This is a genomic window from Streptomyces sp. NPDC017056 (genome assembly GCF_044332485.1).
Taxonomy (GTDB): domain Bacteria; phylum Actinomycetota; class Actinomycetes; order Streptomycetales; family Streptomycetaceae; genus Streptomyces.
Genome location: NZ_JBIRPD010000004.1, coordinates 206,968 through 232,148, shown reverse-complemented (window position 1 = coordinate 232,148; position 25,181 = coordinate 206,968). Strand labels below are relative to the sequence as shown.

The window sequence follows — 25,181 nt, the reverse complement described above, 5'->3', positions numbered from 1 at the left end:
GCTGTCGGGTCCCGCCGCCGTGCGGGGCGGCGGGGCGGGGTGGTCGGCGGGCGGCGGTGGCGGCCCGTCAGATCAGGTCCATCGCGGCCACTTCGTCGGGGCGGCCGTAGCTGACCGGTCCCTGGAAGCGCCGCCGGGCGGTGGCGAACCACCAGACGGTAGCGATGATCAACACCACGGCCAGCGCGATCGGCGCGTAGTTGAACGATTCGGCGGTGATCGGCGACGCCTGCGGCAGCATGAACAGCACACTGCTGATCACGATCCACGTCACCGCGACCGCGGCGACCAGCTTGCCGTAGCGCCCCAGGTTCCAGGGGCCCGGCTGGAAGGAGTCCAGCCGCAGCCGCAGGAAGATCGGCACCGCGTACGCCAGGAAGAGCCCGACCACGTTGACGCTGACGACCGCGGTGAACGCGGTGTGCGACCACCAGCCCGGCACGACCAGGACCAGGGAGCAGGCGGCGGCCAGCCAGACCGCCTTGACCGGGGTGCGGGTGCGCGAGGAGACCGAGTGCCACCAGCGGGAGCCGGGCATCGCGCCGTCGCGGGAGAAGGCGAAGATCTGCCGGGTGTTGCTGGTCATGTTGGCCAGACCGCAGAAGAGCATCGCGCCGATCACGATGAGCAGCAGGAACTTGGCGGTGCCCGCGCCGAGCGCGTCGATGAGGATCTGCACCGGCGGCGCCTCGGCGGCGGCCGCGCCCGCGTAGTCGCGGATCGCGAAGACCAGGGCGAGCATGAGGACCAGCCCGGCGACCGCGGAGTAGCCGATCGCCCGCATGATGCCCCGCGGCGCGTTGACCGTCGCCTGCACTGTCTCCTCGGACATGTGGAAGCTGCCGTCGAACCCGGTGAACGTCCAGCTGGTGACGAGCAGGCCGAGCATCGCGCCGTACAGGCCGTTGGTGAAGCCGGTGTTGTTGACGAAGTGCGTCACGAACGACGGGGACTGGTGGTGCGAGGGGAGCGCGATCAGCGCGGTGACGATCACCACCAGGCCGATCAGCAGCCACCACACCGAAATCCGGTTGAGCACCGCGACGAGCTGCACGGTAAAGGTGTTGGCCAGCGCTTGGACCACGAGAATCGCCGCGGTGATCAGCACCGCCCGCTGCGGGGTGGCCTCGTAGGAGGGCCATTGCATGGCGATGAACGCCTGGATGAAGGTGGCCGCGGCGTAACCGGTGGCGGCCGTGCCGCCGACCTGGCCGACGAAGTTCAGCCAGCCCGTGTACCAGGACCAGGCGCCCCGGTGCCGCTTGGCCAGCTTTCCGGCCGAGAAGTAGAGCGCTCCGCTGGTCGGATAGGCGGAGGCGATCTCCGCCATCGAGGCGCCGACGAACAGGACCATGGCGGCCACGGCTATCCAGCCGAAGACCAGGATCACCGGTCCGCCGGCATTCATGCCGAACCCGAAGGAGGAGAAGATTCCGGAAATGATGTTGATGATGGTGAAAGAGATCGCGAAATTGTCGAACGCGCGGAAACGCCGGGTCAGTTTCCGCGGATAACCCATCGCGTGCAGCGTCGCGTCGTCGTCGAGGGTGACGGGCTCCGCGGCGCGGCGGGTTCTCGTACGGGCGGGGGACACGGGATCGGACACAGCCGCAACCTTTCTGGCGGGGAACAGAAGACATCGGCGCGGAGCGTCGATCGGTGGGGCGGGGAACCGGGAGACGGAGGGTCAGGAGGCATCGGGCACCGGGAGGCCGCACGCGCGTCTCGCCTTGTTCAGCTGCTCCTCGGGGTCGCCGAAGACGCTCCACGGCATGCGGGAGGCGTACGGGCCCATGGCCGTGAAGACCGCCCGCGCCTCGAAGGCGCACTGCGCCATGTGCAGGGCGTGCGCGAGATAGGCCAGGTCCAGCACTGGCGTGAACCGGTATCCGGCGACGTGCGGCAGCCAGTCGCGGTAGATGCCCAGGGCGGTGGCCTTCCACTGCGGCTGTTCCCAGGTGCGTTCGGCCAGCAGCGAGGACGGGTTGTAGCCGTCGACCAGGGCCACCAGCGGCAGCAGCCGCAGCGGCGAGGAAGTCGGCGCGCGTTGGCTCAGGAACGCGGCGACGTCCCACGCCGCGTTGGCCTCGCCGCCGTACCGGGGGAAGAAGTACGACAGGAAGCGGTGGTGGCCCTCGCGGTTCCAGGGGTCGAGCCGCAGGATGTGGGAGAAGAGCGACCAGGGGCCCGGCGGCGCGGTCAGCAGGCCCTGTGGGGCGGGGTCACGGGGCTGTTGGAAGCGCGCCAGGGTCAGTTTCGCCGCCCACGGCGTGGGGTCGTCGGGAGCGGTTTGCGCCGCCCGGTCGCAGGCGGCCACCGCGATGCGCCCCAGCGCGTCGGCCCGCCGGTCGCCGCCGTCGGCGGCCCGGACCGCACGCAGCACCGCCACCCGCGCCCACACCAGGGCCGCTTCCTGGTCCGGCTCCTCGGCCAGCCAGCGTTCCGCCAGGTCGGAGCCGGCGGCCTCGGAGGCCAGCACCAGGGAGCGGTGCGCCCGCAGGCCGTGGTCCCCGCGCGCCTCCCGCAGGATTTCGCGCGCGCCGAAGTAGCGGCCTGCCCGTACGTCCACGCATGCGCGGGCGAGCTGGACGTCGTCGGCTGCGGGATGCCACACGTACTGCCCCTCGAATAACCCGGCGGTCATGTCCCTTGCCGCTCCTGCCGTTCTGCCGGTGTGGTCGGCCACCAGCGCATTTCCAGCCATGCCGAAACAGACCGGTACGCACTGTTCCCCCAGTTCCACCGGCAGTGCCACACCCTACTCAGCAGCAAGTCGGTTCGAAACTGGTGATCGGAATTACCTGATTCCGGTTGGGCGTCGGGAGCGACATTGGCGACAAAAACGGTCCATCGCGCACCGTCCGAAAACGAACGGCTTGCAATTGGCATATGCCCCGCGCAGTGGGGGCGGCGACGCGCCGCCGACCTGTTCACGCCATCTCCGGTGATTCGTCACCCGCGCGTCACGGAGTCTTCCCATGGCCTGGCTCTCTTGGAACACTCCAGTCCCGCCCGCTCCCGCCCAGCCCAAGGGGTCATTCCAGCCATGCCAGAACTCAACCGGCGCCGGTTCCTCCAACTGACCGGCGGGGCCGCCGCTTTCTCCGTCCTCTCGGAGAGCATCGCCCGTGCCGCCGCCATCCCGGCGAACCGCCGCACCGGCAGCATCGAGGACGTCGAGCACATCGTCGTGCTGATGCAGGAGAACCGGTCCTTCGACCACTACTTCGGCACCCTGCGCGGCGTACGGGGCTTCGGCGACCCGCGGCCGGTGACACTGCCGAGCGGCAAGCCGGTCTGGCACCAGGCCGACGCGGGCGGCAAGGAAGTGCTGCCGTTCCGGCCGCAGACCAAGGACGACTACCTGGGACTCACGTTCCTCGAGGACCTCAACCACGACTGGAAGGGCAGCCACCGCGCCTTCAACAAGGGCCGCTACGACCAGTGGGTGCCCGCCAAGACCGCCACGACCATGGCCCACCTGGCACGCAAGGACATCCCGTTCCACTTCGCGCTCGCCGACACCTTCACCGTCTGCGACGCCTACCACTGTTCGTTCATCGGCTCCACCGACCCGAACCGCTACTACATGTGGACCGGCTACACGGGCAACGACGGCAAGGGCGGCAGCGACCCCAGCGGCCCCGTCCTGGACAACGCCGAGAAGGGCTACAGCTGGACGACGTACCCCGAACGGCTGGAGGCGAAGGGGGTGTCCTGGAAGATCTACCAGGACGTCGGCGACGGCCTGGACGCCAACGGCCACTGGGGCTGGATCAAGGACCCCTACCGGGGCAACTACGGCGACAACTCGCTGCTCTACTTCAACAGCTTCCGCAACGCGAAGCCCGGCAGCCCGCTCTACGAGAAGGCCAGGACCGGCTCCGACGTGAAGGCGGGCGGGCAGCTCCTCGACGACCTGCGCGCGGACGTCAAGGGCGGCCGGCTGCCGAAGATCTCCTGGATCGCCTGCCCCGAGGCGTTCACCGAGCACCCGAGCTGGCCCGCCAACTACGGCGCCTGGTACATCTCCCAGGTGCTGGACGTGCTGACCTCCGACCCGAAGGTCTGGAGCAAGACGGCCCTGTTCATCACCTACGACGAGAACGACGGCTTCTTCGACCACGTCGTGCCGCCGTACCCGCCCGCCGACGCCGGCCAGGGCCTGTCCACCGTCTCCACCGAGCTGGAGCTCTACCCCGGCGGCAACGGCTTCGAGGCCGGGCCGTACGGCCTCGGCCAGCGGGTGCCGATGCTCGTCGTCTCGCCGTGGAGCACCGGCGGGTACGTCTGCTCCGAGACCTTCGACCACACCTCGATCATCCGCTTCATGGAGCGCCGCTTCGGGGTGTCCGAGCCGCACATCTCACCGTGGCGGCGCGCCGTCTGCGGCGATCTGACCTCCGCCTTCGACTTCGCCAAGACGGGTGCGCCCGGCAAGCTGCCGGACACCGGCGGCTACCGGCCCGACGGCTCCAAGCCCGGCGACTTCCACCCGGTGCCGCCCGCGCAGGGCAGCCTGCCCAAGCAGGAGCGCGGTTCGCGCCCCGCCCGGCCGCTGCCGTACGCGCCGTACGTGGACGGCGCCGCCGACACCGCGACGGGTAAATTCGGCCTGACGTTCAGCAGCGGCGCCGACGCCGGGGCCCAGTTCTACGTCACGGCCCCGAACCGCGGCGACGGCCCGTGGACGTACACCACCGAACGCGCGAAGAAGCTGTCCGACAGCTGGAACACGGCCTACTCGCACGGCACGTACGACCTCTCGGTGTTCGGCCCGAACGGCTTCCTGCGCACGTTCCGCGGCCCGGGCAGGACCGCGGGGCCCGAAGTGACCGCGCGCCACGACAAGTCCACCGGCAAGCTCGGCCTGACGCTCACCAACGCGGGGGACGGCACCCGTACGCTCACCATCGCCAACGCGTACGGTGGCGCCTCCCGCAAGGTCACCGTGCGCCCGGGGCAGCAGGTCACCCACACCGTGGACCTGAAGGCGAGCAAGCGGTGGTACGACGTGTCCGTGAGCTGCGAGGCGGACAAGAGCTTCCTGCGCCGGTTCGCCGGTCATGTGGAAACCGGCGCCGAGGGCGTGAGCGATCCCGCGATCCGTACGGCGTGACGCCGGCTGCCCGCCCTCGGGAGGGGGCGGGCAGCCGTCTTTCCAGGGGAGTGACCTTCTTTTCCGAGGGAGTGTGCCCATGACCAGGAACTCGACACGGCGACTGGCGACTGTCGGAGCCGGGGCGCTGTCCGTGGCCGCGCTGCTGGCGGCCGTGCCCGGCAGCAGCGCGGTCTCCGCAGGCCGACCCGGAGGCGCCGAGCCCGTCGTGGCGCAGGCCGCCAAGGGCAAGCCGCGGCCCGACGCCCGCCACGTCGTCCTCGCGGTGCACGGCGGCGCGGGCACCGCGCTCAAGCGGGAGAACACCACACCCGCCCAGGAGAAGGCGTACCGCGACGGCCTGGCCGACGCGCTGCGGGCCGGGGGGAAGGTCCTGGACGACGGCGGCACCAGCGTCGCTGCGGTCGAGGCCGCGGTCCGCTCGCTGGAGGACAACCCGCTGTTCAACGCGGGCAAGGGCGCGGTGTTCAACGAGGACGCCGGGCACGAGCTGGACGCTTCGATCATGCGCGGTTCCGACCTGGCGGCGGGCGCGGTCGCGGGCGTGCGCAACGTCCGCAACCCCGTCTCCGCGGCGCGGCTGGTGATGGAGAAGACCAAGCACGTGCTGCTGGCGGGTGAGGGCGCCGACGACTTCGCCGCGCGCAACGGCCTGCAAACCGTCACCCAGGACTACTACTGGACCGAGAAGCGTTGGCAGGAACTGCTCAAGGCCAAAGGACAGCAGAAAGGTTCCGGCGAGACGCTGACCCAAGGCACGGTCGGCGCGGTGGCCGTGGACGCGAAGCGGGACCTCGCGGCGGCGACGTCCACCGGCGGGATGACGAACAAGATGGCGGGCCGGGTCGGCGACTCGCCCGTCGTCGGCGCGGGCACCTACGCCAAGAACGGCACGGTCGCGGCCAGCGCCACCGGAGCGGGCGAGGTGTTCCTGCGCGGCGCCGCCACCGCGACCCTCTCGAACCTGATCGAGTTCGGGGGAGCGAATCTGGCCGAAGCGGCGTACGAGGTGCTGGTCGAGCGGCTGCCGGAACTGGGCGGCACGGGCGGCGTGATCGCGCTGGACGCCCACGGCGTCTTCGACGCCCCGCACAGCAGCGAGGGCATGCTGCACGGCTACCTGACCGAGGACGGCCGGACCGTCACCAAGATCTTCGCGGACGAGACCCCGGCGAACAGCTGACCCCGCCGCACATGGCTCAATCGGCACTCTCCCTCTCCTGCCGGAGCAGGCACTACCGTCCCCCGACGCGGGGGGATCACTCTGGGGAGGGGATCAGTTACATGTTCTATCACTTGTTCAAATCCATCGTCCTGGTGCCGCTGCTGCGGTGCCTGTTCCGCCCCCGCGTCGAGGGCCTGGAGAACCTGCCGGAATCGGGCGCGGCCGTCATCGCGGGCAACCATCTCTCCTTCTGCGACAGCTTCCTGATGCCGGCGACGGTCAAGCGCCGCATCACCTTCCTGTGCAAGCAGGAGTACTTCACCGGACGGGGCGTCAAGGGGCGGCTGACCGCGGCCTTCTTCCGCGCCTGCGGGCAGATCCCGGTGGACCGCTCCGGGCGGAGCGCGGGACAGGCCGCCGTCGAGGAAGGCGTACGGGTGCTCGGCCGCGGCGAACTGCTCGGCATCTACCCCGAGGGCACGCGCTCGCACGACGGCCGGATGTACAAGGGCAAGACCGGCGTGGCGGAGATGGCGCTGCGTACGGGCGCGCCGGTGATCCCGTGCGCGATGATCGGTACGTTCGAGGCGCAGCCGGCCGGCCGCCGGCTGCCGCGCGTCGTCCCGATCACCATCCGCTTCGGGGAGCCGCTGGACTTCTCCCGCTACGCCGGGCTGGCCGACGAGCGCCTGGTGCTTAGGGCGGTCACGGACGAGATCATGTACGCCCTCCTGAAACTGTCCGAGCAGGAGTACGTCGACACCTACGCGGCGGAGGCCAAGGCGCGGGCGGGGGCCGGGACCACGGCCGTGCCGCTCACCTCGGTGAGCGGCACGGCCCGCGCCGCCGGCTAGCGGCCGAGCGCGCAGGTGGCCCGCACGGACTTGCGCGGGTCGCTCTCCGAGCGGGCGTCGAGCACGACCAGGCCGTGCCGCGCCGCCCCCGGCTCGGCGGCGACGGCCACCGGCACGCTCACCGTGCTCCCGGCCTTCGCGGTGGCCAGGCGGTTGGGAAGCCAGGCGGACCAGCCTTGCCCCGCCGCGGTGGCCGAGAGCCGGTACACGTCGGACTCCAGGTGCGCGCCCCCGCGGCCCGGCTGCCCGGTGTTGCGCAGCGGGAAGGTGCACACGGCCCGCCCCTTGGCGGGCGCGCCGTGTGCCGTGCCGGGCCGCAGCTGCACGCCGCGGCGCTGCGGGCCCGCGCCGTCCAGGGACTTGACGGCGACGGTGTAGCTCAGCACGCCGGACCGGTCCCGCTTGATGTCCAGGACGTAGAAGTGCAGGCGGTTGGCCTCGTCGACGTACTCGTACGAGCTTCCCGAGTCCGCGCCCGCGTGGAACAGCGCGTCGCTGAGCTGGCGGTAGTCGCCCATGGTGATCATCTGCGGGGTGCCGTCGGGGCGCCGGAAGTCCACCATGCGGATGTCCTCGGGATGGGCGTCCACCACCCATGCGAACGGCGCGCTGTCCTCGTTCTTCGTCTTGCTGAGCAGGACCCCGTTGTCCGGGGTGAAGGAGTCCATGCCCATGCGGTCGACGACCTCGACGGTGTAGTTGTCGTAGCCGCCGCCGTCGCACAGCGGGTCGGACTCGGTCGAGCACGGCGGCGCCAGGTCACGGCCCATGGTGATGTTGATGCCGGACAGGCCCTTGGCGCCGGGCGGCGCGGAGCGCGCGGTGACCTTGGCGACGGCCGTTCCGGATGTCTTGAGAGCGTCCCGGTCCAGGCGCAGGACGTTCTTCTCGTCGACGATGCCCAGCTTGAGCTTGTCGCGCAGTACGTGCTGCGAGCCCATCGAGGCGCCGTTGGCGGCCGGGATCTGCCAGCGGGTGTGCGGGCCGCCGGGGCCGTTGAAGGAGCCGCGCGAGAGCATGCTCCAGATGCCGGTGTAGGCCCGGCGCTGCGGTGTGCCGTACGGGTTGTTGTAGTTGTCCGCGATACCGAGGATGTGGCTGAACTCGTGGGCGTACACGGCCATGCCGGAGCTCTCGGCCTGGGTGGAGGAGCCGGACTCGGCGTTGGGCCAGATGCGGGCGGCGGCCTTCCAGGAGGTCCACGGCACGTAACGGGTGCGGGCCGCGTTGCCGCCGCCCTGTATGGGGGAGGGCGGGCCCCACGCGGCCGGGACGTCCTGCGGGGAGGCGAACTTCATCTGGCCGAACTCCTGCCAGGCGGCCGACTCGTCCTGGCCCGCCGTCAGGTAGAAGACGAAGTCGTACTTCTTGGTCTCCGCGTCTCCCGCGTCGGCGACCCACGCCGCCTTGCCGTCGGTGCGGATGTTCTTGCCGCAGCTGTCGCCGACCGGGCAGGCGCCGGGGTTCATCCCCGGCTCGATGCCGTACTGGTACGACTTGAACGGCATCCGGTAGACACCGAACGACGTCAGCTCGACGCCGAGCCGGCCACCGGAGTCCTCCATCCAGTACTCGTTGATGGTGTGGCCGCGGTTGAGCTTGCCCGGCTTGTTGAGGAAGTCCCGGTAGAAGGCGGGGACCTCGGCGCGCGGGATGTCGTGGGCGCTGGACTGCGGGTTGCCGAAGACGGACGACCCGGCGGGCCTGGTGACGCTGAAATCCTCGTCCGGGTAGTCCAGCAGGACGAGTGCGCCCCTGAACATGCGTTTGGTGGGCTTGACGGCGGGGTCGGCCCAGTTGGTCCCGGGGACCGCGCGGTACTCCGACCAGGTCATGTCGTCGGGATTGCGCCAGTTCTGCGGGTCGATGGGCTGTACGAGCGGGGGCCGGGCCGCGGCCTCGGGGGCGGCCCGCGCGGGACCGGCGGCGACGGCGGCCAGTACACCGATGAGGAGAGCGAGAACGCCCAGTCTGCCGGTCCTGCCGCGGTATGCGCGGGCCGGTCTGCGGGGAAGGAACAAGGCGCACCTCTTGTCTGTGGTCTCAAGTCCGGGACGTGACAGGGTGGTCGAACAAAATTCCTACCTCCGACAAGGTAAGGGTGGGGGAGGAGTGACGCCAGAGTGTCGGGAGGAGCCGAAGATGCGACGGACAGCGAGCGACCGGCACGGCCACGCGATGTCCCTGACCGGTACGGAAGCCGCGACCCACTACGACAACGCCCTCCGCGAACTGCTCTTCTTCCGCGGCGAGGTCGCCACCGCCTCCCAGGCGGTGCTGGCCTCCGCGCCGCAGTCACCCATGGGCAACGCGCTGGCGGCCTACCTCGGCCTGATGGGTACGGAGGAGAAGGACGCCACGGCCGCCAGGGAAGCGTTCACACGGTTCACGGCCGGCGTGCGCGACGAGGACCTCACACCCCGCGAGCGGCAGCACATCGCGGCGGCCGGCGCCTGGCTGGACGGTGACATCCACCGCGCAGGGCAGCTCCTCGGCGAGCTGACCGTCGCCTTCCCCCGCGACGCCCTCGCCCTCGCCGTCGGCCACCAGATCGACTTCCTCACCGGCGACGCCGCCCGCCTGCGCGACCGCGTCGGCGGCGCGCTGACCGCCTGGCCGGAGGACGACCCGCACTACGGCCACATCCTGGGCATGTACGCCTTCGGCCTGGAGGAGTCGGGACACTACACCCGCTCCGAGGAGGCCGGACTGGCCGCCGTCGAACGCAACCCGCGCGACGTGTGGGGCATCCACGCGGTGGTGCACACGTACGAGATGCAGGGCCGGTTCGCCCAGGGCATCCGCTTCCTGGACGCCCGCGCCGACGACTGGGCGTCCGGCAACTACCTGAACGTGCACAACTGGTGGCACTACTGCCTCTACGCCCTCGAAGCCGGCGACACCGGCAGGCCGCTGGAGATCTACGACGCCGTACTGCACCACGAAGCGTCGCAAGGGCTCGCGATGGAACTCCTCGACGCCTCCGCCCTGCTGTGGCGCCTCCTGCTGTCCGGCCGGGAAGCCGGCGCCCGCTGGACACGCCTCGCCGACGCCTGGGCCGCCCGCCAGGACCCGCCGTACTACGCGTTCAACGACGTGCACGCCGTCATGGCGTACGTCGGAGCGGGCCGCACCGCCGACGCCGAACGCCTCGTGGCGGACCGGGCAGCCTGGCTCGGCCGGGCCGGGACCGGACTGTCCAACCACGCCATGACCGCCGCGATCGGCCTGCCGGTGTGCCGGGCCCTCATCGCCTACGGGCAAGGCCGGTACGGACAGGCCGTCGACCTGCTCGCCCCCATCCGCTACCGCCTGAACACCTTCGGCGGCAGCCACGCCCAGCGCGACGCGGTCCAAAAGACGCTCCTGGAGGCCGCGATCCGCGCCGGGCGCGACGACACGGCACGCACGCTGCTGAGCGAACGCATCGGCCTGCGCCCCGTCTGCCCGTACAACTGGCTGGCGCAGGCGCGCCTCGCCGACCGGATCGGCGAGTCCGCGAAGGCGGCCGCCGCCCGCGCCCGGGCCGCGGCACAGGCGGCACCGGGGGCAGCGGCACTGGCCGGCTGACGCGCGGCGTACGCGTCCCGCCGGCCGGAGAGTGCGGACGTCTGATCCCTTCCCGGCTGGCCCGGCGACCCCCTGACGGGTCATCCTGGACCCGTCCGCCGGCGGCCCGCCGCCCGCGGGCGAACGGTTCGACCACCGGCCCACCAGCACAGGAGCACGTACATGACGGGGAAGCCCTCTTGGATACGGGACGTGCGCCGCGGCCCGCGGCCCGCCGCCCACCTCATCTTCTTCCCGCACGCCGGGGGCTCGGCCTCCTACTACCGCCCGTTCGCCGCCCACCTCGACGACCGGTTCGACGTCTCCGCGATCCAGTACCCGGGGCGCCAGGACCGGTGGAACGACCCCTTCGTCACGTCCGTGGAGGGCCTCGCCGACGAGGTGGTCGCCCGCCTGAGCCCCGGCGACACCACCCCGCTGGTGCTTTTCGGCCACAGCATGGGCGCGTGCGTGGCCTTCGAAACCGCCCGCAGGCTGGCGGACCTGGGCCGCCCCGCGCCCCGCAGGCTCGTCGTGTCCGGGCGCCGCGCGCCCTCGATGCCGCGAGAGGAGTACCTCCACCTGGGCACCGACGAGCAACTCCTCGCCGAGGTCGCCGGCTTGGCCGGCACCGACAGCCAGCTGCTCGGCGACCCGGAGATCGTGCGGATGATCCTCCCGGCCGTCCGCAACGACTACCGCGCCGTCGAGCTGTACCGGCCCCCCGCCGACAGCGTGCTCGACATCCCGCTGCTGTGCCTCAACGGCGACGCCGACCCCCGGGTGACCCGCGAGGAAGCGACCGCCTGGAAGGCCCACACCGTCGCCGGCTTCCACGAGGAGACCTTCACCGGCGGACACTTCTACCTCGCCGACCACACGGCCGCGGTATGCCGTTCGGTGGAACGCTTCACGTTCGGGCAGTGAGCGGCCGTCTCAGGGGCGGGACTGGCCCCGGAGCCGCTGCCAGGTGAAGCTGTCCAGGTAATCCCCGGGGCGGAGTTCGGAGAGCGGTGAGCCGTCGGCGGCCAGGCAGCGGATCAGGGGCCGGGTGGCGGCCGGACCAGACAGTGCCTTGCCCGGGGCGGCGGTGCCGGGCAGCGGCGGGAACCTCCAGACGACGATGAGCGATCCGTGCGCGGGTACCTCGACGCGCCGGCCGCCCGCCACGAGGTGGTCCACTTCGGCGGCCACGTGCAGCTCCGCGCAGCCGATGAGCGGGAGGGCGAGAGGCGCGACGTCGTGCAGGTGCGCGACATGGGCGCGACTCACCACACTGCCGGTGCCGGCGACTTCCACCATGCCGGCCTGACCGGGTTCGCCCGCTTTCCGCCGCCGTCCGGGCAGCGGGTCCGCCGTTCCGCTGCTGCCGCCCACGTACGTCCAGTCCCGCCCGCAGCGTTCGAACAGCAGCGTATGGGAGGTCGCGTGGGCGGAACGGGGACGCCGGACCAGCCAGAGGCCGGCGACACCAGCGGCGGTGTCGAGGTCGCCGGAGACCACGGTCAGCAGTCGGCGGGGCGCCCGACAGGGCTGGAGAGGGCGCCCGTTGAGCAGCCGGTGTAGCAGTCGCGGCGTGACACGTTCCGCCCGGTGGGCCGGCGAGTGCATGGCCGCACCGTAGCCGGGAACGGCGGTCGGGGTCGGTCGGGGGGCGATGTCAGGCCACGTACTCGTCATCCTCGGCCGCGGCCGTTCCGAAGGTGACCGGTAGGTGGGCCAGGCCGCGCATCAGGCGGGTGTGGCGCCATTCGAGGTCGGTGGCGGGGACGGCGAGGCGCAGGTCCGGGAAGCGGGTGAGGAGGGTGTGGAAGGCGATACGGGCTTCCAGGCGGGCCAGCGGGGCGCCGAGGCAGTGGTGGGGGCCGTGGCCGAAGGAGAGGTGGCCGGCGGGGCGGCCGGGGTCGAGGGTGTCGGGGTCGGCGAAGTGGGCCGGGTCGCGGTTGGCGGCGCCGGGGGACACCATGACCACGTCGCCGGCGGCGATCTCGGCGCCGCCGAGGGTGAGCGGTTCGGCCGCGTACCGGAACGTCGCCGTGGTGATCGGGGAGTCGTAGCGCAGGAGTTCTTCGACGGCGTCCGGTATGAGCGAAGGGTCCCGGCGCAGCCGGGTGCGCAGTGCGTCGTCCCGCAGGAGGGCGAGGGTGCCGTTGCCGATCAGATTGGTGGTGGTCTCGTGGCCGGCGACGACCAGGAGGACGGCCAGCGAGACCAGTTCGGCCTCGCTCAGCCGGTCGCCCTCGTCGCGCGCGGCGATCAGGTCGGTCAGCAGGTCACGGCCGGGCGCCCCGGCTTCCGCCGCCCCGGCGTCCGGGCTGCCGCCGTCGGCGCGTTTGGCCGCGATCAGCTCCGTCATGTAATCGCTGATCGTGTGCGAGGCGGCGTCGACGGTGTCCGGGTCGCCGGCCGCGAAGAGGTCGTTGGACCAGCGGCGCAGCGCGGCGCGGTCCTCGCGGGGGACGCCGAGCAGGTCGCCGATGACCTCGATGGGCAGCGGGACGGCGAAGTCCTCGACGAGGTCGGCGGTGCCGCCGCGGGCGGCCAGCCGTTCCAGCAGGCCGTCCGTGAGTTCGGCGATGCGCGGTTCCAGGCGGGCCACCGCGGCCGGTGTGAACGCCTTGACGGCCAGTTTGCGCAGCCGGGTGTGGTCCGGCGGGTCGGTGGCCAGCATGGTGGCGCTGACGGCCGGGGCGAGGTTGCGCTTGGACGGCTTGTCGGCGAAGTAGCGGGTGGTGTCCTTGGAGAGCCGGGGGTCCGCCATCGCGGTACGGGCCTCGGCCCACCCGGTGACCAGCCAGGTCGCACCGTGCGGCCCGGTCCGTACGCGCTGGACGGCGCCGCGCTCGCGCAGCGCGGCGAGCAGCGGGTACGGGTCGCGGAAGAACTCCGGTGACTCCATGGGGTGACTCATGTGAAACCTCAGATTCCTGCGGCGGGCCGGGACGGCGCCGGCGCGGGGCCGGTGCCGGACGCGGCGAAGGCGTGCGAGACCCGGCGCAGCCAGCGGGCCTCGTCGATCAGGTTCGTCAGTTCGGGGCGGGTCAGGGACGCGTCCTCGACGCTGACCGGGTGTGCGGGGCTGCCGCCGCTCTGCCGGGCTTCCAGGGCCGCCGCCAGCACGGCCGCCTCGATCCCGGCGTCCAGCCGCCGGTCGTCCGCGCCGCCGGCCCGCAGCCGTCGTTCGGCGGCGCGGCGGACCTCGTCGCTGCGGTGCGGGCGCAGCGCCAGCATGCCGTCGCGTATCTCGATCACCCGGCGGTAGAGCCGGAACTCGGGGTCGGGCGCCGCGTACCGGTTGTCGGTGGCGGTCAGCTGGATCTCCGGTACGGCGGCGGTCAGGGCGGCCCACAGCGGGTGCAGTCCGCGGTGCAGGCGCCACAGGAGGACGCGCCGCCAGGGCCAGGCGAGCGCCGGGCCGATGGCGGGCAGCAGGACGCCTATGACCATCAGCAGGCTGCAGATCGCCGGCAGGCCGACGCTGAACGTGCAGGTCGCGGGGGTCACCAGGGAGGTGCACAACTGCTCGGGCGGCAGCCAGGAGGCGTCGGTCCACAGCCCGACCACGTGGACGATCTTGTAGCCGATGTAGACCATGCCCAGCGCGCAGCCCGCCGCGATGACGCGCAGCCCGTAGCGGAGGCCGGGGCGCGGCGCGTGCCGGGAGTAGCGCAGTGCCTGGCACAGCAGGTCGACGATGGCGGCGCCGAGGTGGGCGGTGAACACCAGCACGTAGAGGTTCAGCAGCGGTTCGGTGCGCGGCAGCTCGCCGAAGGTGGGTGCGCCGGGGGAGTCGTCCATCGGCGAGGAGAGGAACAGGACGGCCATCGCGACCAGGACGACGGCCAGCGAGACGAGCCGGTGGCGGGCCTTGCGGTCGGCGGCGGGCGGTTCCTCGTTGAAGCGCAGCAGCAGGATGGAGATGCAGGTGGCGGCGGCCAGTGTGCTGCAGTTGCCCAGCAGCCGGCCCAGTTTGGGCGTGATGACGCTCAGTGCGTCACCGACGCCCGGTGTCAGGAACACCAGCGAGGCGCCCAGGCCGGTCAGGAAGCCGCACAGCGCGCCCAGGCCCTGCGGCCGCGGGCTGCGGAGCAGCGGCCGTGCCTTGTAGGCGGCGGCCAGCAGCAGCACGGCCGCTATGGAGAGGAAGAGAACGTTGACCATCTGGGGTTCTACCGTCGCTTGGGAGAGCCGAAGACGTCGTCCATGCGGCTGAGGACCTCGGCCTGCTGGGACGTCGCCGGGCGGCGGGCGGGGGTGCGGTCGGCGCGCCGCAGGATCAGCGAGGCGATCAGCTCGGCTTCCTGCTCGTCCTGGTCGCTGTAGTGGCTGCGGCCCAGTACGGATTCCACCGCTGCGGGGTCGAGGTCGGGCACGAGGGAGTGCGCCACTTCGCCGGGGAGCAGGTTGGAGTGGCCGCTGAGCATGTGGCCGACCTCGTGCAGCACGATGTGGTCGCGGTGCAGCGCGGTGGTGGCCGCGTCGTAGAAGACGTAGTCCGCCCGTGCCGTGGCGATCCACAGGCCGCAGGGTCCGGCGGGCGGGGTGACCTGCGGCTCCAGGTGGATCGGCCGGCCGCGCTGTTCGGCGAGCCGGTCCAGGAAGGCACCCAGCTCGAAGGGGCGCGGGATGTGCAGTCCTCGCAGCCGGTCCGAACAGTCGGCAAGCACACGGTCCGGTCGCCGTGTGAACTTCATGGCGTGCTCTCCTTCGGCCTCGCCCATGAAAGGTACACGTGCCAGTCTCATGCAGCGCCGGATGGCCCCTCCCGAACGGTGTCGTGTGCGCGCCGTCCTGACCTGCGACAACGGGACGGCGTCCCGGCGGCAGCGCGGATCGGTGAGGGACGTAAGTCGGCAAGGGTCATGAATCAGCGGGCGGTACGCCAGGTTTCTTCCGCTTTGGCCGCCGGACCGGCCGCGGCGCCCCCGACGTCGGGCAGCCCCTCCAGCTTCCGCACCCGGTCGATCATCTCCAGGACCGCCGTACGGGACTCCGCGGACATGTCCATGAAACGCGCGGCCATCGCGATGACCCCCGCGTCCTGCATGGCCTCCAGCAGCTCCGGAGGTTGCCCGGCACGGTCGGCGGGCGCGCCGCCCGTGCCCGCGTCCCGCTGGTCGTGGAAGTGCGCGGCCGGTACGCCGAAGTACTCCGCCAGCGCTTCGATGTGGCGCTTGGTCGGGTTGTCCCGCTTGCCCTTGCGCAGCTGCCAGATGTAGTTGCCGGAGATCACCTGCTCGCCGGCCCTGATGTTGATCTCGGTGGCGACGTCGTTGGCGGAGAGTGCTTTGCCCCGCTCACGACTTCGTTCCCGGAACAGCCGGTCCAGCTTTTCGGCCAGGCTGACCGGCTCGCGGTCCTCGTCCCCCATCGCGCCGCGCTCCCTTCAAGGCCAAACGTGAGACTTCCACTGTAGTGGTCCGATCGCCGGGCGGGTCCGGGCTCCCGCCCGGGTGGGCTGGCACGCGCCGCCCGGAGCCTCTATTCTTCACACCTGAGTCAAAGACTCTGGTGTGACGCGGGGCGGGCAGTTCGGACCGGCACGGGGGTGTGGTCCGAACGCGTCCGCAAGCACGGGCGGGGCCCGCCCCGTCAGGGGTGAGCCCCACCGTCACGCTCGCGCACTCAGGCGCCGGAGCGCCCGTACCGCGCCGCCGTCACTTCACGGCGCTGCGCTGCTGCCACTGCTCCCAGCTCTCCTGCCAGACCTCGAGGCCGTTGCCGACGTCGGTCTTCTTCGTGCTGGTGGTGTTCTTCACCTCGACGGTGGAGCCGATCGAGAGGAAGTCGTACGCCCGCTTGGCGTCCGAGGTGGTCATGCCGAAGCAGCCGTGGCTGTTGTTGACCACGCCGAGCGACTTGTTCCAGGGTGCGGAGTGCAGGAAGGTACCCGAAGCGGTGAGATGTGTCACCCACTTGGAGTCGAGCATCCACTCGTTGCCGTGGCCGATCGTGGAGGAGTCCATCGTCTCGGCGGCGTTCTTGCTGCGTACGGTGTGCACGCCGCCGCGGGTCGGGTCCTGCGGGGAGCCCGCGGAGCCGGTGATGGTGCCGACGGCCTTGCCGCCGTCGTACAGGGTCATGCTGTGCGACGGGACGTCGATGACGGCCTTGTGGTCGGGGCCGATGGTGAACCCGAAGTCGTAGTCGCGCGCGAACCAGCCGCCGTCCTTGCCGGAGTCGATGCCGCCCAGGCCGCCCTTGACGGACACCTTGGTGCCGGCCGGCCAGTACGTCTTGGGCCGCCAGTCGATGCGGTCCTTGCCGCTCCAGTCCCGCACCCAGCCCCAGGCGCCCTCCACCTGCGGCTGCGTGGTGACCTTGAGCGCCTTCTGCACCTCGGCGCGCTGTTCCTTGGCGACCTTGTGGTCGAAGAGGATCGAGATCGGCATGCCGGTGCCCACGGTCTGCCCGTTGGACGGGGTGTTGGTGAGCTTGTTGACCTTGTCGGCCTTCTCGGTGGTGAAGGTCGAGTCGGCGGACGACTCCTTGCCGTCGCCCGACTTGGTCGTGGTGTGCACGGTGTACGTGGTCCCGGGCTTGACCTTGCCGTCGGACGTCCACGACGAGCCGTCGCCGGACAGCTTGCCGCCGACCTTGCCGCCCTTGTCGTCCTTGGCCTCGACCGAGGTGAGGCTGCCGCCGTCGACCTTGACCGATATCGGGGAGCCGAGCTTGGCCGACTTGCTGCCCGCCGCGGGGGTCACGGTCACCTTCGCCGCCGGCTTGTCGTCCGACGTCTGCGAGCCGCCGTCCGCTCCACACGCGGTCAGCAGCGCGGCCCCCGCCAGGGCGGCGGACAGCAGGACTGTGCGACGGGCTGATCTGACGTGCACGAGCGGTTCCCTCCAAAGCAACACAAGTGGCTGTGGCGGGAACCTCCCGGCCTCCGGCGCGGTCGCGGGGACCGCCGGGGCCGGTTTTCGGCAACCGCCGTACATGCAGACGGGTGATACCGCATGATCGGTTGCCTGGAGAAACGGATATTTGTGTCACGGAACGGTACAGGCATGCGTCGAACTGACGGAAGGTGTGATTCCGCCTTTTGGGCGGGACGCGTCAGGAAGGGGCGGGAGCGGCCGGCCCCGCCGGGTCCTCGGGCTCGTCGTCCGGGGCGTCGGCGGCGTGCCCGGCAAGGACGCAGGTGCGCTTGCGCTGGACGAACCAGTAGTACGTGAAGCCGCCGACCGCGACGATGCCGACGAACAGGAACGCGCCCCAGCGCAGATACCAGTGCTGGGGGCCGGTCGCGTTGTAGACCTCGGGGCGCGGCCAGGCCAGGTTGGTGGCCATCGCGGTGCCCCAGAGCACGGCGAGGACGTTGACCGGCAGCCCGAGCCTGCCCAGCGAGAACTTGCCCTCGGCCGGCTTCCACTGGCCGCGCAGCCGCCGGACCAGCAGCGGCACGGTCACCATCAGATAGGCCACGTAGATCATGATGATCGCGATACTGGTGATCACCGAGAAGATCTGCGGCTGGTTGATGTTGATCAGCAGGATGCAGAGCGCGATGCACCCGATGATCACCGCGGGCGCCACCGGCGTCTGGAAGCGCGGGCTGACCCGGGCGAGCAGCGAGGCGGCCGGCAGGTTGGTGTCCCGGGCCATCGCGAACGCCAGCCGGATGCCGGCGGTGTGCACGGCCAGCGCGCACACCGTGATCGCGATCACCACGCACCACAGCATGACCTGGCCCACGGTCGGGCCGAGCGTGCTGAGCACGACGTACTGGAGGCCGTCCACGGACAACTCCTTGGCGTGCAGGTCGGGCGTGGCCAGCAGCGCGAACAGCAGGATCAGCCCGCCGATGAGGAACGAGGCGAACAGGGCGCGCAGGATCGCGCGCGGCGCGTTGCGGCCCGGGTCCTTGGACTCCTCGCCGAGCGACGACGCCGTGTCGAAGCCGTACATGACGTAAGCGGAGGCGAGCGACGCGGTGAGGAAGGCGCCGAGGTAGCCCAGCGACTGGCCCTGGTCCAGCCCGTACGTCTCGGTCACCGCGCTCGGCGGGCGGGTGATGTGCGCGCCCAGCAGCACGATCAGCGCCAGCGCCGCGATCAGCTCGATGGCCACGCCGGCGGAGTTGATCTGGGCCATCAGTTTGACGCCGAAGGCGTTGATCAGCGTCGTGAAGACGACGAGCGCGGCGCCCAGGAGCACGGCGTTGGCGGCGTGGTCGGTCCGCCCCGAGCCGTCGCCGACGAACTGGAAGAACGAGGAGATCTGCGGCAGCGTCACCTGGTAGGCGAGGGCCACGGCGGCCAGCGACACCATGGTCGCCGTCATCATCATCCAGCCGCCGAGCCAGCCGACGTGCGGGCCGCCCAGCTGCTTGGACCAGTTGTAGACCGAACCGGCGACCGGGTAGCGGGCGGCCAGCTCGCAGAAGCACAGGGCCACCATCAGCTGGCCGCAGAAGACCATCGGCCAGGACCACCAGTAGGCGGGGCCGCCGTGGTTCACACCGAAGTAGAAGAGCTGGAAGGTGCCGGTGAGGATCGAGATGTAGCTGATGCCGGCCGCGAAGGTGTGGAAGTTGCCGAGGGTGCGTTTGAGTTCGGGCTTGTAGCCGAGTTCCGCGAGCGAATCGTCGTCGCTGGCGCTGTCGGCCGCGTCGCCCGGCGCGGTGCCGTCGCCGTTCCCGTCCGCCTTCCCGCCGTCCGGCGCCTCCGCCGCCGGCCCGGTGCCGCTCACTCGAACCACCGCTGCGGACGGGGCGCGGTGTTGTGCCAGACGTGCTTGGCCTCCTGGTACTCCGCCAGCCCGGCCGGCCCCAGCTCGCGCCCGACGCCGGACTGCTTCATGCCTCCCCACTCGGCCTGCGGCACGTACGGGTGGAAGTCGTTGATCCACACGGTTCCGGCGCGCAGCCGGGAAGCCACCCGGTGGGAGCGCTCCGCGCTCTGCGTCCACACGCCGGCGGCCAGCCCGTAAACGGTGTCGTTGGCGAGCGCCACGGCCTCGTCCTCGCTGCGGAAGCGCTCCACGGTCAGCACCGGACCGAACGATTCGTCGTGCACCACGGACATCCCGGGGGAGCACTCGTCCAGCACGGTCGGCAGGTAGTAGTACCCGTCCTGTAGGCCCGCGTCGTCCGGGCGCGCGCCGCCGCAGCGCAGCACCGCGCCCTCGGCCAGGCCCGCCGCCACGTACTTCTCGACCTTGTCGCGGTGCCCGGCGGAGATCAGCGGACCGGTGTGGGCGTCCTCGTCGAACGGCCCGCCCAGCCGGATCGCGCGCGCCCGGCGCACCAGCTCGTCCACGAAGTCGTCGTGCAGCCCGTCCTCGACCAGCAGCCGCGCACCGGCCGAGCAGACCTGCCCGGAGTGCAGGAACACCGCCATCAGCGCGTAGTCGACGGCGGTGTCGAAGTCGGTGTCGGCGAAGACGATGTTGGGGTTCTTGCCGCCCAGCTCCAGGGCGACCTTCTTCACGGTGGGCGCGGCGGCGGCCATGATGCGCCGCCCGGTGACCAGGCCGCCGGTGAAGGACACCAGGTCCACCCGCTCGTCGGTGCTCAGCGGCGCGCCGGCGGTGGCACCGGCGCCCAGCACCAGGTTCGCCACCCCGTCCGGCAGCCCGGCCTCGGTCAGCGTGCGCATCAGCAGGATGGCGGTGTGCGGCGTCAGCTCGCTGGGCTTGAGGACGAACGTGTCGCCCGCGCCGACGGCGGGCGCGACCTTCCACGCGGTCTGGAGCAGCGGGTAGTTCCACGGCGTGATCAGCGAGCAGACGCCGACCGGCTCGTACACCACCCGGCTGTCGATCTCCGGCTGGCCGGTGTCCACCACCCGGCCGTCGTTGCCGGCCGCGACGAGGTCGCCGAAGTACCGGAAGCAGTTCGCGATGTCGTCCATGTCGTACTGGCTCTCCACGAACCGCTTCCCGGTGTCCAGGGACTCGGCGCGCGCATACCTGTCCTTGTCGCGTTCCAGCAGGTCGGCGACGCGCAGCAGAAGCCGCCCGCGCTCCGCCGCCGGGGTGTGCGGCCACGGCCCGTCGTCGAAGGCGGAGCGGGCCGCGGTGACGGCGGCGGCCGCGTCGGCGGCGCCCGCCTCGTCGACGGTGGCGACCAGCGTGCCGTCCGCGGGGCAGCGGATCTCGCGCACCTCCCCGTCGGCAGCGGCGGTCCACTGACCGCCGATGAACAGCTCCGGCATGGGTGAGCCTCCGTGCCTGTGCTCGCGGACGGGCGGCCCGGCCGGACAGCCCTCGGTAACGATCTCCGTACCGAGCGTAGGCGCGGCGGGGTGCGCACGCATGGCGCGCTGCTCCGGGTGGCTTCCCGCAGCGGCCGCACATGCGGAGGACCGGCCCCGCCGCCAGGAGGCGGGGCCGGTCCGGGGCGCGGCGGGTCAGGCGGCCGTGCCGGTCGCCAGCGCGCGGAGCTGCTTCTTGTCCGGCTTGCCGGCGTCCGTCAGCGGCAGCTCCTCGACGAACTGGATGTGGGCGGGCTCGTACATCGCGCCGCGCGCCTCGCGCACCATCGCGCGCAGCCCGTCCTCGTCGACGCGCTGGCCGGCGGCGGGCACCACGGCCGCGTACACCTGCTCCATGCGGTCCTCGTCCCGTACGCCGAAGACGGCGCTCTGCAGGACCTGCGGGTGCGAGTTGAGGAGGTCTTCCAGCTCGGTGGTGTACACGTGGCCGCCGACCACGACGATCATGTCCTTGATCCGGTCGACGATGGTCAGGTAGTCCTCGTCGTCCAGGAAGCCGATGTCGCCGGTGTGCAGCCAGCCGTCGCGGAGCACCTCGGCGGTCAGCTCCGGCTGCTTCCAGTAGCCCTGCATGATGCTCGCGGAGCGGACGCAGATCTCGCCGTGCTCGCCGCGCGGCAGGTCGCGGCCGTCCTCGTCGCGGATCGCCACCTCCACGGTGGGCAGGATCCGGCCGGCGGAGCGCAGCCGCTCCGGGTTGTCCGGGTCGTGGTCCTTGGCGGGCAGCACGCTGATGCCGCCGGCCTCGTTCTGCCCGTAGAACTGGACCAGCACCGGGCCGAAGCGCCGGATCGCGTCGGCGATGCGGGCGGGGGAGGACTGGCAGCCGCCGTAGGTCAGGCAGCGCAGGCTGGACGTGTCGGTGGTGGCCGCGTCCGGGTGGTCGGTGAGCTGGTAGAGCAGCGGCGGCAGCAGGAACAGGTGGGTGATGCGTTCGCGCTCGACGGTCGCGAGCACCTCGGCCGGGTCGAAGTCCTCCAGGAGCACGACGATGCCGTGGTTGCGCAGGGTGACGTCGGCCATCATGCCGCCCGCGTGCGCCAGCGTGGTGCACACCAGGAGGCGGGACGGCTCCTCTTCCGAGGGGCGCTCCCAGATCGCCTTGGCGTCGCCGGCGTCCTCGTCGTTCTCGGCGACGAAGGAGCGGACCTGCGCGTAGGTGGTGCAGATGCCCTTGGGGTGGCCGGTGGTGCCGCCGGTGTGGCGGATGCTGCAGACGTCGTCCGGCTGCGTGTCGCTCGGGAACGGCTCGTCGCTCTGCGCGGACGCCAGTTCCAGCAGGTCGGTGCCGGACTTCGCGGGGCCCAGGGTCAGTACGGTGTCCACCGGTGCCTGCGCGGTCAGTTCGGCGGCGCGCTCGTCGTAGCGGGGGTCGACGATCAGCGCGCTGGTCTCGACGTCCTTGACGATGGTGGCCTGCACCTCGGCCGAGAGCTTGTTGTAGAGGTGGTTGACCCGGCAGCCGACGAGGTTGGCGGCGTAGCGGGCGGCGAGGGTCTCGGGCAGGTTGCCGCTCAGCAGTGTGACGGTCTGTCCGCGGCGGATGCCCTGCTCCCGCAGCGCGCGGGCCATGCGGTTCACGAGGGCGCGGAACTCACCCGCGGTGACGCGTCGCCCTTGGTGCACCAGCGCCTCGCGCCCGGGGTCGGTCCCCAGGGCGTCGAGGGCCTCCTCCACGTAGGTGCGGAAGTCGTGCGCGGTGTCGGGCATAGGTGATTCCTCCTTGATTCCGGGGCACGGCGGGGTAGTTAGTTGCCCCGGACAACCATTTCCATGCTAACGGTCGTCGATCAAGGGTTCCAAGTTGGCGCGAACGCGCGTTGGCCGGCCTTTTACCGAGGCGCGGACATCCGGCCAACAGTGCCGGTCCGATAGGGGTGTTCACGCGGGCCGCGTGGCGTCCCAGCCCTCTTTCGGCCCAGGGAAGCGCAGGTCACAGCCCTGTCTGGTGGCCGAATACCCCTTGCCGGAATGGCCGATAAACGGGGGGTCGAACCGCGCGGAAGGTATACGGGCGGCCGTCGGCGCGCATTCCCGGACGAAGGCTGCCCGCAAGGAATGCGCGCCGTGCGGAGCGCCGTCCTTCTTTGGCAGAACAATTGACGGAGTGTTTGCCGTTCTTTTGCGAACGATGGGCCGGCGGTGTGGCCTCACAGCGTGGATTTGCCCGGGTCGCCCATCGGGACGGCGTCCAGGACGGCGACGTCCATCGGGGCGGCGAGCAGGCCGGTCACGCCGGCGGCGATCTCGCTGAGCGCCGCGCCCCGGGAGTGGGCGTCCAGCGCGGCGCCGTCCGCCCAGTTCTCGACGACCACCACGCGGTCGGTGCCCGCGTGGACCGCGTACAGCAGGCAGCCGTCCTCCTTGTGGACGGCGGGCGCGTGCGAGCGGAAGACGTCGAGCGCGGCCTCCAACTCGCCGGGCTTCGTCCTGATCGTGGCGACTACGACCGGCATACCTGCAACCTCCAGGGCGAACGGAATGTCGGACGAACCTATCCCACCGCGCCCCCGTGCCCGTAACGGCAGGTCAGGAAGGCGGACGTGGCGTCGGACCGGGTGCCGTGCCGACGGTCGTCCTCAGAAGGGAACCTCCACGCCGATCTCCCGCAGCCGGACCAGCGCCCAGTCCATGCACTCGGCCGCCGAAGCGCCGTCGGCCCGCAAGCCGCCCTCGACCGGCCCGTTCGAGGCGAGGAAGGTCCACGCCGGACGGCCCTCGCTCATGCGCAGCGTGTCAACGCGGATCATGGCGTCGATCCCCTGTTCGCCGAGCCACTCCAGGATGAGCGGCGTCAGCTCCTCGATGCCGCTGTGCCGGTCCGCCTCGGGCCGCCGTCTCCTCGCCTCACTCGTGGCCATGACCCTACTGAGCGTCACATCGTGCCGTGCCGGTGCCTGGCGGCTCGGGTTCGCCCGGTTACCGCTCCGGGTCGGGGTCCGGTTGGATGTCCGAGATGCGCAGGGTGTCCAGGTCGGACGTGACGAGCAGGTGGGTGTGGCTCGGGTGGTCCGGGCTGCCCCAGGTCAGGCGGACGCGGGACCACGCGCGGCCCATGGCGGCGTCGTTGTAGGTGACGCGCCAGGCCCTGGGAGTGTCCTTGGCGCGTAAGACGCCGTCGGCGTGCTCCTGCCGCTCCCACTGGTCCAGACGTGACTGGAGTTCGGCGGTGAGGTAGTGGCCGCGCAGCGCCTCGGCCAGCTTTCCCCGGCCCTCGTCGTGCACGGCGTCGAGGTAGCTGCCGTAGAAGTCGGCGACCCGGTCGACTGCCGACTCCGTACTGCCGCTGCGCACGGGTACTCCGGCCTGGTCGGCGTCCGGTGTGGTGGCGGACGTGGACATGGCGTTCTCCCCTCTTCCCGGTTTTCCCCGACGAGTATCCGCGGGGGCCGCCGCCAATCGGCCGGGAACCGGCCACGGCCGCCGGACGATGCCCCCCCGCGAGGCGGCGCCCGGTGTCGTACATGCACCATGCAGGGGGAAGAACCGTGACATGAGGAGAGTGCCGTGGCCCAAGACGTCGAAGCGCTGCTGGCCGAGCTCGACTTCGCGAGCGTCACGCCCGAGGAGTTCGCGCGGATCGTGAAGGGGCTGTCCGGCAAGGAGATCGGCCGGCTCGCGCGCGGGGAGCTGCGGGAGCGGGTGCTCGGCGAGGTCTTCGGGCGGATGGGGCGGCAGTTCCGCCCGGAGAACGCCGGCGCGTTGCGCGCGGTGATCCGCTGGCGGATCACGGGGGAGTGGGAGGCCGTCTACGAGACCACGCTCGCGGACGGCGTCTGCACGGTCCGCGAGGGCACCGGCGAGGAGGAGCCGCGGCTGACGCTGGCCATGGGGGACGCGGAGTTCCTGCGGCTGGTCTCGGGCAACGGCAATCCGGTGACGATGGTCCTGACCCGCAAGGTCAAGGTGTCGGGCGACCTCGGGCTGGCCGCCAACATGAACCGGTACTTCGACATCCCCAAGGTGTGAGGCGGCGTTGGTGACCCGCCCGCGGCCTGGTCGCGGGCGGGTGGCGGTGGGGTTGCCGGTACGGGAGAGGTGGGACGCGTTGATGTCCAGCCTCTTGACCGTTGCCTGACAATCAGTAAAGTCTAGACCAATTGGCGAGCGGGAATCCGGCCTTCCCCACGTAGTCGGCACTGCACACCGGGCGGCCGCGGTCCTCGCACGTCGGCACCACACCTTCGCGTCACCCACCCCCACCAGCGAGGCCCTCCCGGGACCCGGCACACGGCGCGGCGGCGCCGGTACGCGCCCCGTCCCGCGCGGGCCTC

21 protein-coding genes are annotated in these 25,181 nt (G+C 71.4%); 6 read left to right on the top strand and 15 right to left on the bottom strand.

Features of this window, described 5'->3' with window-relative positions:
- Nucleotides 1-67 precede the first annotated feature (67 nt).
- Nucleotides 68-1,519, bottom strand: a complete 1,452-nt coding sequence (locus ACH4OW_RS09495) for an amino acid permease (protein WP_360124210.1) — start codon at nucleotides 1,517-1,519, stop codon at nucleotides 68-70.
- A gap of 168 nt (nucleotides 1,520-1,687) precedes the next feature.
- Nucleotides 1,688-2,644 carry a hypothetical protein gene (locus ACH4OW_RS09490; RefSeq protein ID WP_398026301.1) on the bottom strand — a complete coding sequence of 319 codons (957 nt, stop codon included), beginning with the start codon at nucleotides 2,642-2,644 and terminating at the stop codon, nucleotides 1,688-1,690.
- A 402-nt stretch (nucleotides 2,645-3,046) separates the two neighbouring features.
- On the opposite strand from ACH4OW_RS09490, the gene ACH4OW_RS09485 reads away from it, so the two are divergent.
- The 3 genes from ACH4OW_RS09485 to ACH4OW_RS09475 all read left to right on the top strand — a co-directional run bounded on the left by ACH4OW_RS09485 (nucleotide 3,047) and on the right by ACH4OW_RS09475 (nucleotide 7,138).
- The gene (locus tag ACH4OW_RS09485; protein WP_398026299.1) at nucleotides 3,047-5,119 is read left to right on the top strand and encodes a phosphocholine-specific phospholipase C; all 2,073 of its coding nucleotides are present in this window, start codon (nucleotides 3,047-3,049) and stop codon (nucleotides 5,117-5,119) included.
- Nucleotides 5,120-5,198: 79 nt separating this feature from the next.
- Nucleotides 5,199-6,302, top strand: coding sequence for an isoaspartyl peptidase/L-asparaginase family protein (locus ACH4OW_RS09480; RefSeq protein ID WP_398026297.1), 1,104 nt, complete (start codon nucleotides 5,199-5,201; stop codon nucleotides 6,300-6,302).
- Nucleotides 6,303-6,403: 101 nt separating this feature from the next.
- Nucleotides 6,404-7,138 carry a lysophospholipid acyltransferase family protein gene (locus ACH4OW_RS09475; protein ID WP_360123662.1) on the top strand — a complete coding sequence of 245 codons (735 nt, stop codon included), beginning with the start codon at nucleotides 6,404-6,406 and terminating at the stop codon, nucleotides 7,136-7,138.
- On the opposite strand, the gene ACH4OW_RS09470 is transcribed toward ACH4OW_RS09475, so the two are convergent.
- Nucleotides 7,135-9,159, bottom strand: a complete 2,025-nt coding sequence (locus tag ACH4OW_RS09470) for a M6 family metalloprotease domain-containing protein (RefSeq protein WP_398026295.1) — start codon at nucleotides 9,157-9,159, stop codon at nucleotides 7,135-7,137. The two genes, ACH4OW_RS09475 and ACH4OW_RS09470, sit on opposite strands and share 4 nt — an antisense overlap.
- A 121-nt stretch (nucleotides 9,160-9,280) precedes the next feature.
- On the opposite strand from ACH4OW_RS09470, the gene ACH4OW_RS09465 reads away from it, so the two are divergent.
- Both ACH4OW_RS09465 and ACH4OW_RS09460 read left to right on the top strand, forming a co-directional pair.
- Nucleotides 9,281-10,708 (top strand): tetratricopeptide repeat protein, encoded by a 1,428-nt coding sequence (locus ACH4OW_RS09465; RefSeq protein ID WP_398026293.1) that lies wholly within the window; start codon nucleotides 9,281-9,283, stop codon nucleotides 10,706-10,708.
- Nucleotides 10,709-10,870: 162 nt separating this feature from the next.
- Nucleotides 10,871-11,614, top strand: coding sequence for a thioesterase II family protein (locus tag ACH4OW_RS09460; protein ID WP_398026291.1), 744 nt, complete (start codon nucleotides 10,871-10,873; stop codon nucleotides 11,612-11,614).
- A 9-nt stretch (nucleotides 11,615-11,623) separates the two neighbouring features.
- Here ACH4OW_RS09460 and ACH4OW_RS09455 read toward each other — a convergent pair whose 3' ends face one another.
- From ACH4OW_RS09455 to ACH4OW_RS09400, 12 genes are all read right to left on the bottom strand, one after another.
- Nucleotides 11,624-12,298 carry a hypothetical protein gene (locus ACH4OW_RS09455; protein WP_398026289.1) on the bottom strand — a complete coding sequence of 225 codons (675 nt, stop codon included), beginning with the start codon at nucleotides 12,296-12,298 and terminating at the stop codon, nucleotides 11,624-11,626.
- Nucleotides 12,299-12,347: 49 nt separating this feature from the next.
- Nucleotides 12,348-13,586, bottom strand: coding sequence for a cytochrome P450 (locus ACH4OW_RS09450; protein ID WP_398026287.1), 1,239 nt, complete (start codon nucleotides 13,584-13,586; stop codon nucleotides 12,348-12,350).
- A gap of 20 nt (nucleotides 13,587-13,606) precedes the next feature.
- Nucleotides 13,607-14,848 (bottom strand): MAB_1171c family putative transporter, encoded by a 1,242-nt coding sequence (locus ACH4OW_RS09445; protein WP_398026285.1) that lies wholly within the window; start codon nucleotides 14,846-14,848, stop codon nucleotides 13,607-13,609.
- Nucleotides 14,849-14,856: 8 nt separating this feature from the next.
- Nucleotides 14,857-15,381 carry a hypothetical protein gene (locus ACH4OW_RS09440; protein ID WP_360123642.1) on the bottom strand — a complete coding sequence of 175 codons (525 nt, stop codon included), beginning with the start codon at nucleotides 15,379-15,381 and terminating at the stop codon, nucleotides 14,857-14,859.
- A gap of 173 nt (nucleotides 15,382-15,554) precedes the next feature.
- Entirely contained in the window at nucleotides 15,555-16,058 is a 504-nt protein-coding gene (locus ACH4OW_RS09435; protein WP_360123639.1) for an XRE family transcriptional regulator, read from the bottom strand.
- 286 nt (nucleotides 16,059-16,344) lie between these two features.
- Nucleotides 16,345-17,523: an Ig-like domain-containing protein gene (locus ACH4OW_RS09430; RefSeq protein ID WP_398026282.1), complete on the bottom strand. Its 1,179-nt coding sequence runs from the start codon at nucleotides 17,521-17,523 to the stop codon at nucleotides 16,345-16,347.
- A 223-nt stretch (nucleotides 17,524-17,746) separates the two neighbouring features.
- Complete coding sequence (locus ACH4OW_RS09425; RefSeq protein ID WP_360123633.1) at nucleotides 17,747-19,381, bottom strand: amino acid permease; 1,635 nt, start codon at nucleotides 19,379-19,381, stop codon at nucleotides 17,747-17,749.
- A complete protein-coding gene (locus tag ACH4OW_RS09420) occupies nucleotides 19,378-20,847 on the bottom strand; it encodes an aldehyde dehydrogenase family protein (protein WP_398026280.1) in 1,470 nt (489 codons plus the stop codon). The genes ACH4OW_RS09425 and ACH4OW_RS09420 overlap by 4 nt, the downstream gene beginning before the upstream one ends.
- A gap of 195 nt (nucleotides 20,848-21,042) precedes the next feature.
- A complete protein-coding gene (locus ACH4OW_RS09415) occupies nucleotides 21,043-22,617 on the bottom strand; it encodes an AMP-binding protein (RefSeq protein WP_360123627.1) in 1,575 nt (524 codons plus the stop codon).
- Nucleotides 22,618-23,057: 440 nt separating this feature from the next.
- Entirely contained in the window at nucleotides 23,058-23,363 is a 306-nt protein-coding gene (locus ACH4OW_RS09410; RefSeq protein ID WP_360123624.1) for a putative quinol monooxygenase, read from the bottom strand.
- Nucleotides 23,364-23,486: 123 nt separating this feature from the next.
- Nucleotides 23,487-23,768, bottom strand: a complete 282-nt coding sequence (locus ACH4OW_RS09405) for a hypothetical protein (protein ID WP_398026277.1) — start codon at nucleotides 23,766-23,768, stop codon at nucleotides 23,487-23,489.
- Nucleotides 23,769-23,826: 58 nt separating this feature from the next.
- Complete coding sequence (locus ACH4OW_RS09400; RefSeq protein WP_360123621.1) at nucleotides 23,827-24,249, bottom strand: hypothetical protein; 423 nt, start codon at nucleotides 24,247-24,249, stop codon at nucleotides 23,827-23,829.
- Nucleotides 24,250-24,414: 165 nt separating this feature from the next.
- On the opposite strand from ACH4OW_RS09400, the gene ACH4OW_RS09395 reads away from it, so the two are divergent.
- Nucleotides 24,415-24,876, top strand: coding sequence for an SCP2 sterol-binding domain-containing protein (locus ACH4OW_RS09395; RefSeq protein ID WP_360123618.1), 462 nt, complete (start codon nucleotides 24,415-24,417; stop codon nucleotides 24,874-24,876).
- Nucleotides 24,877-25,181: the final 305 nt, after the last annotated feature.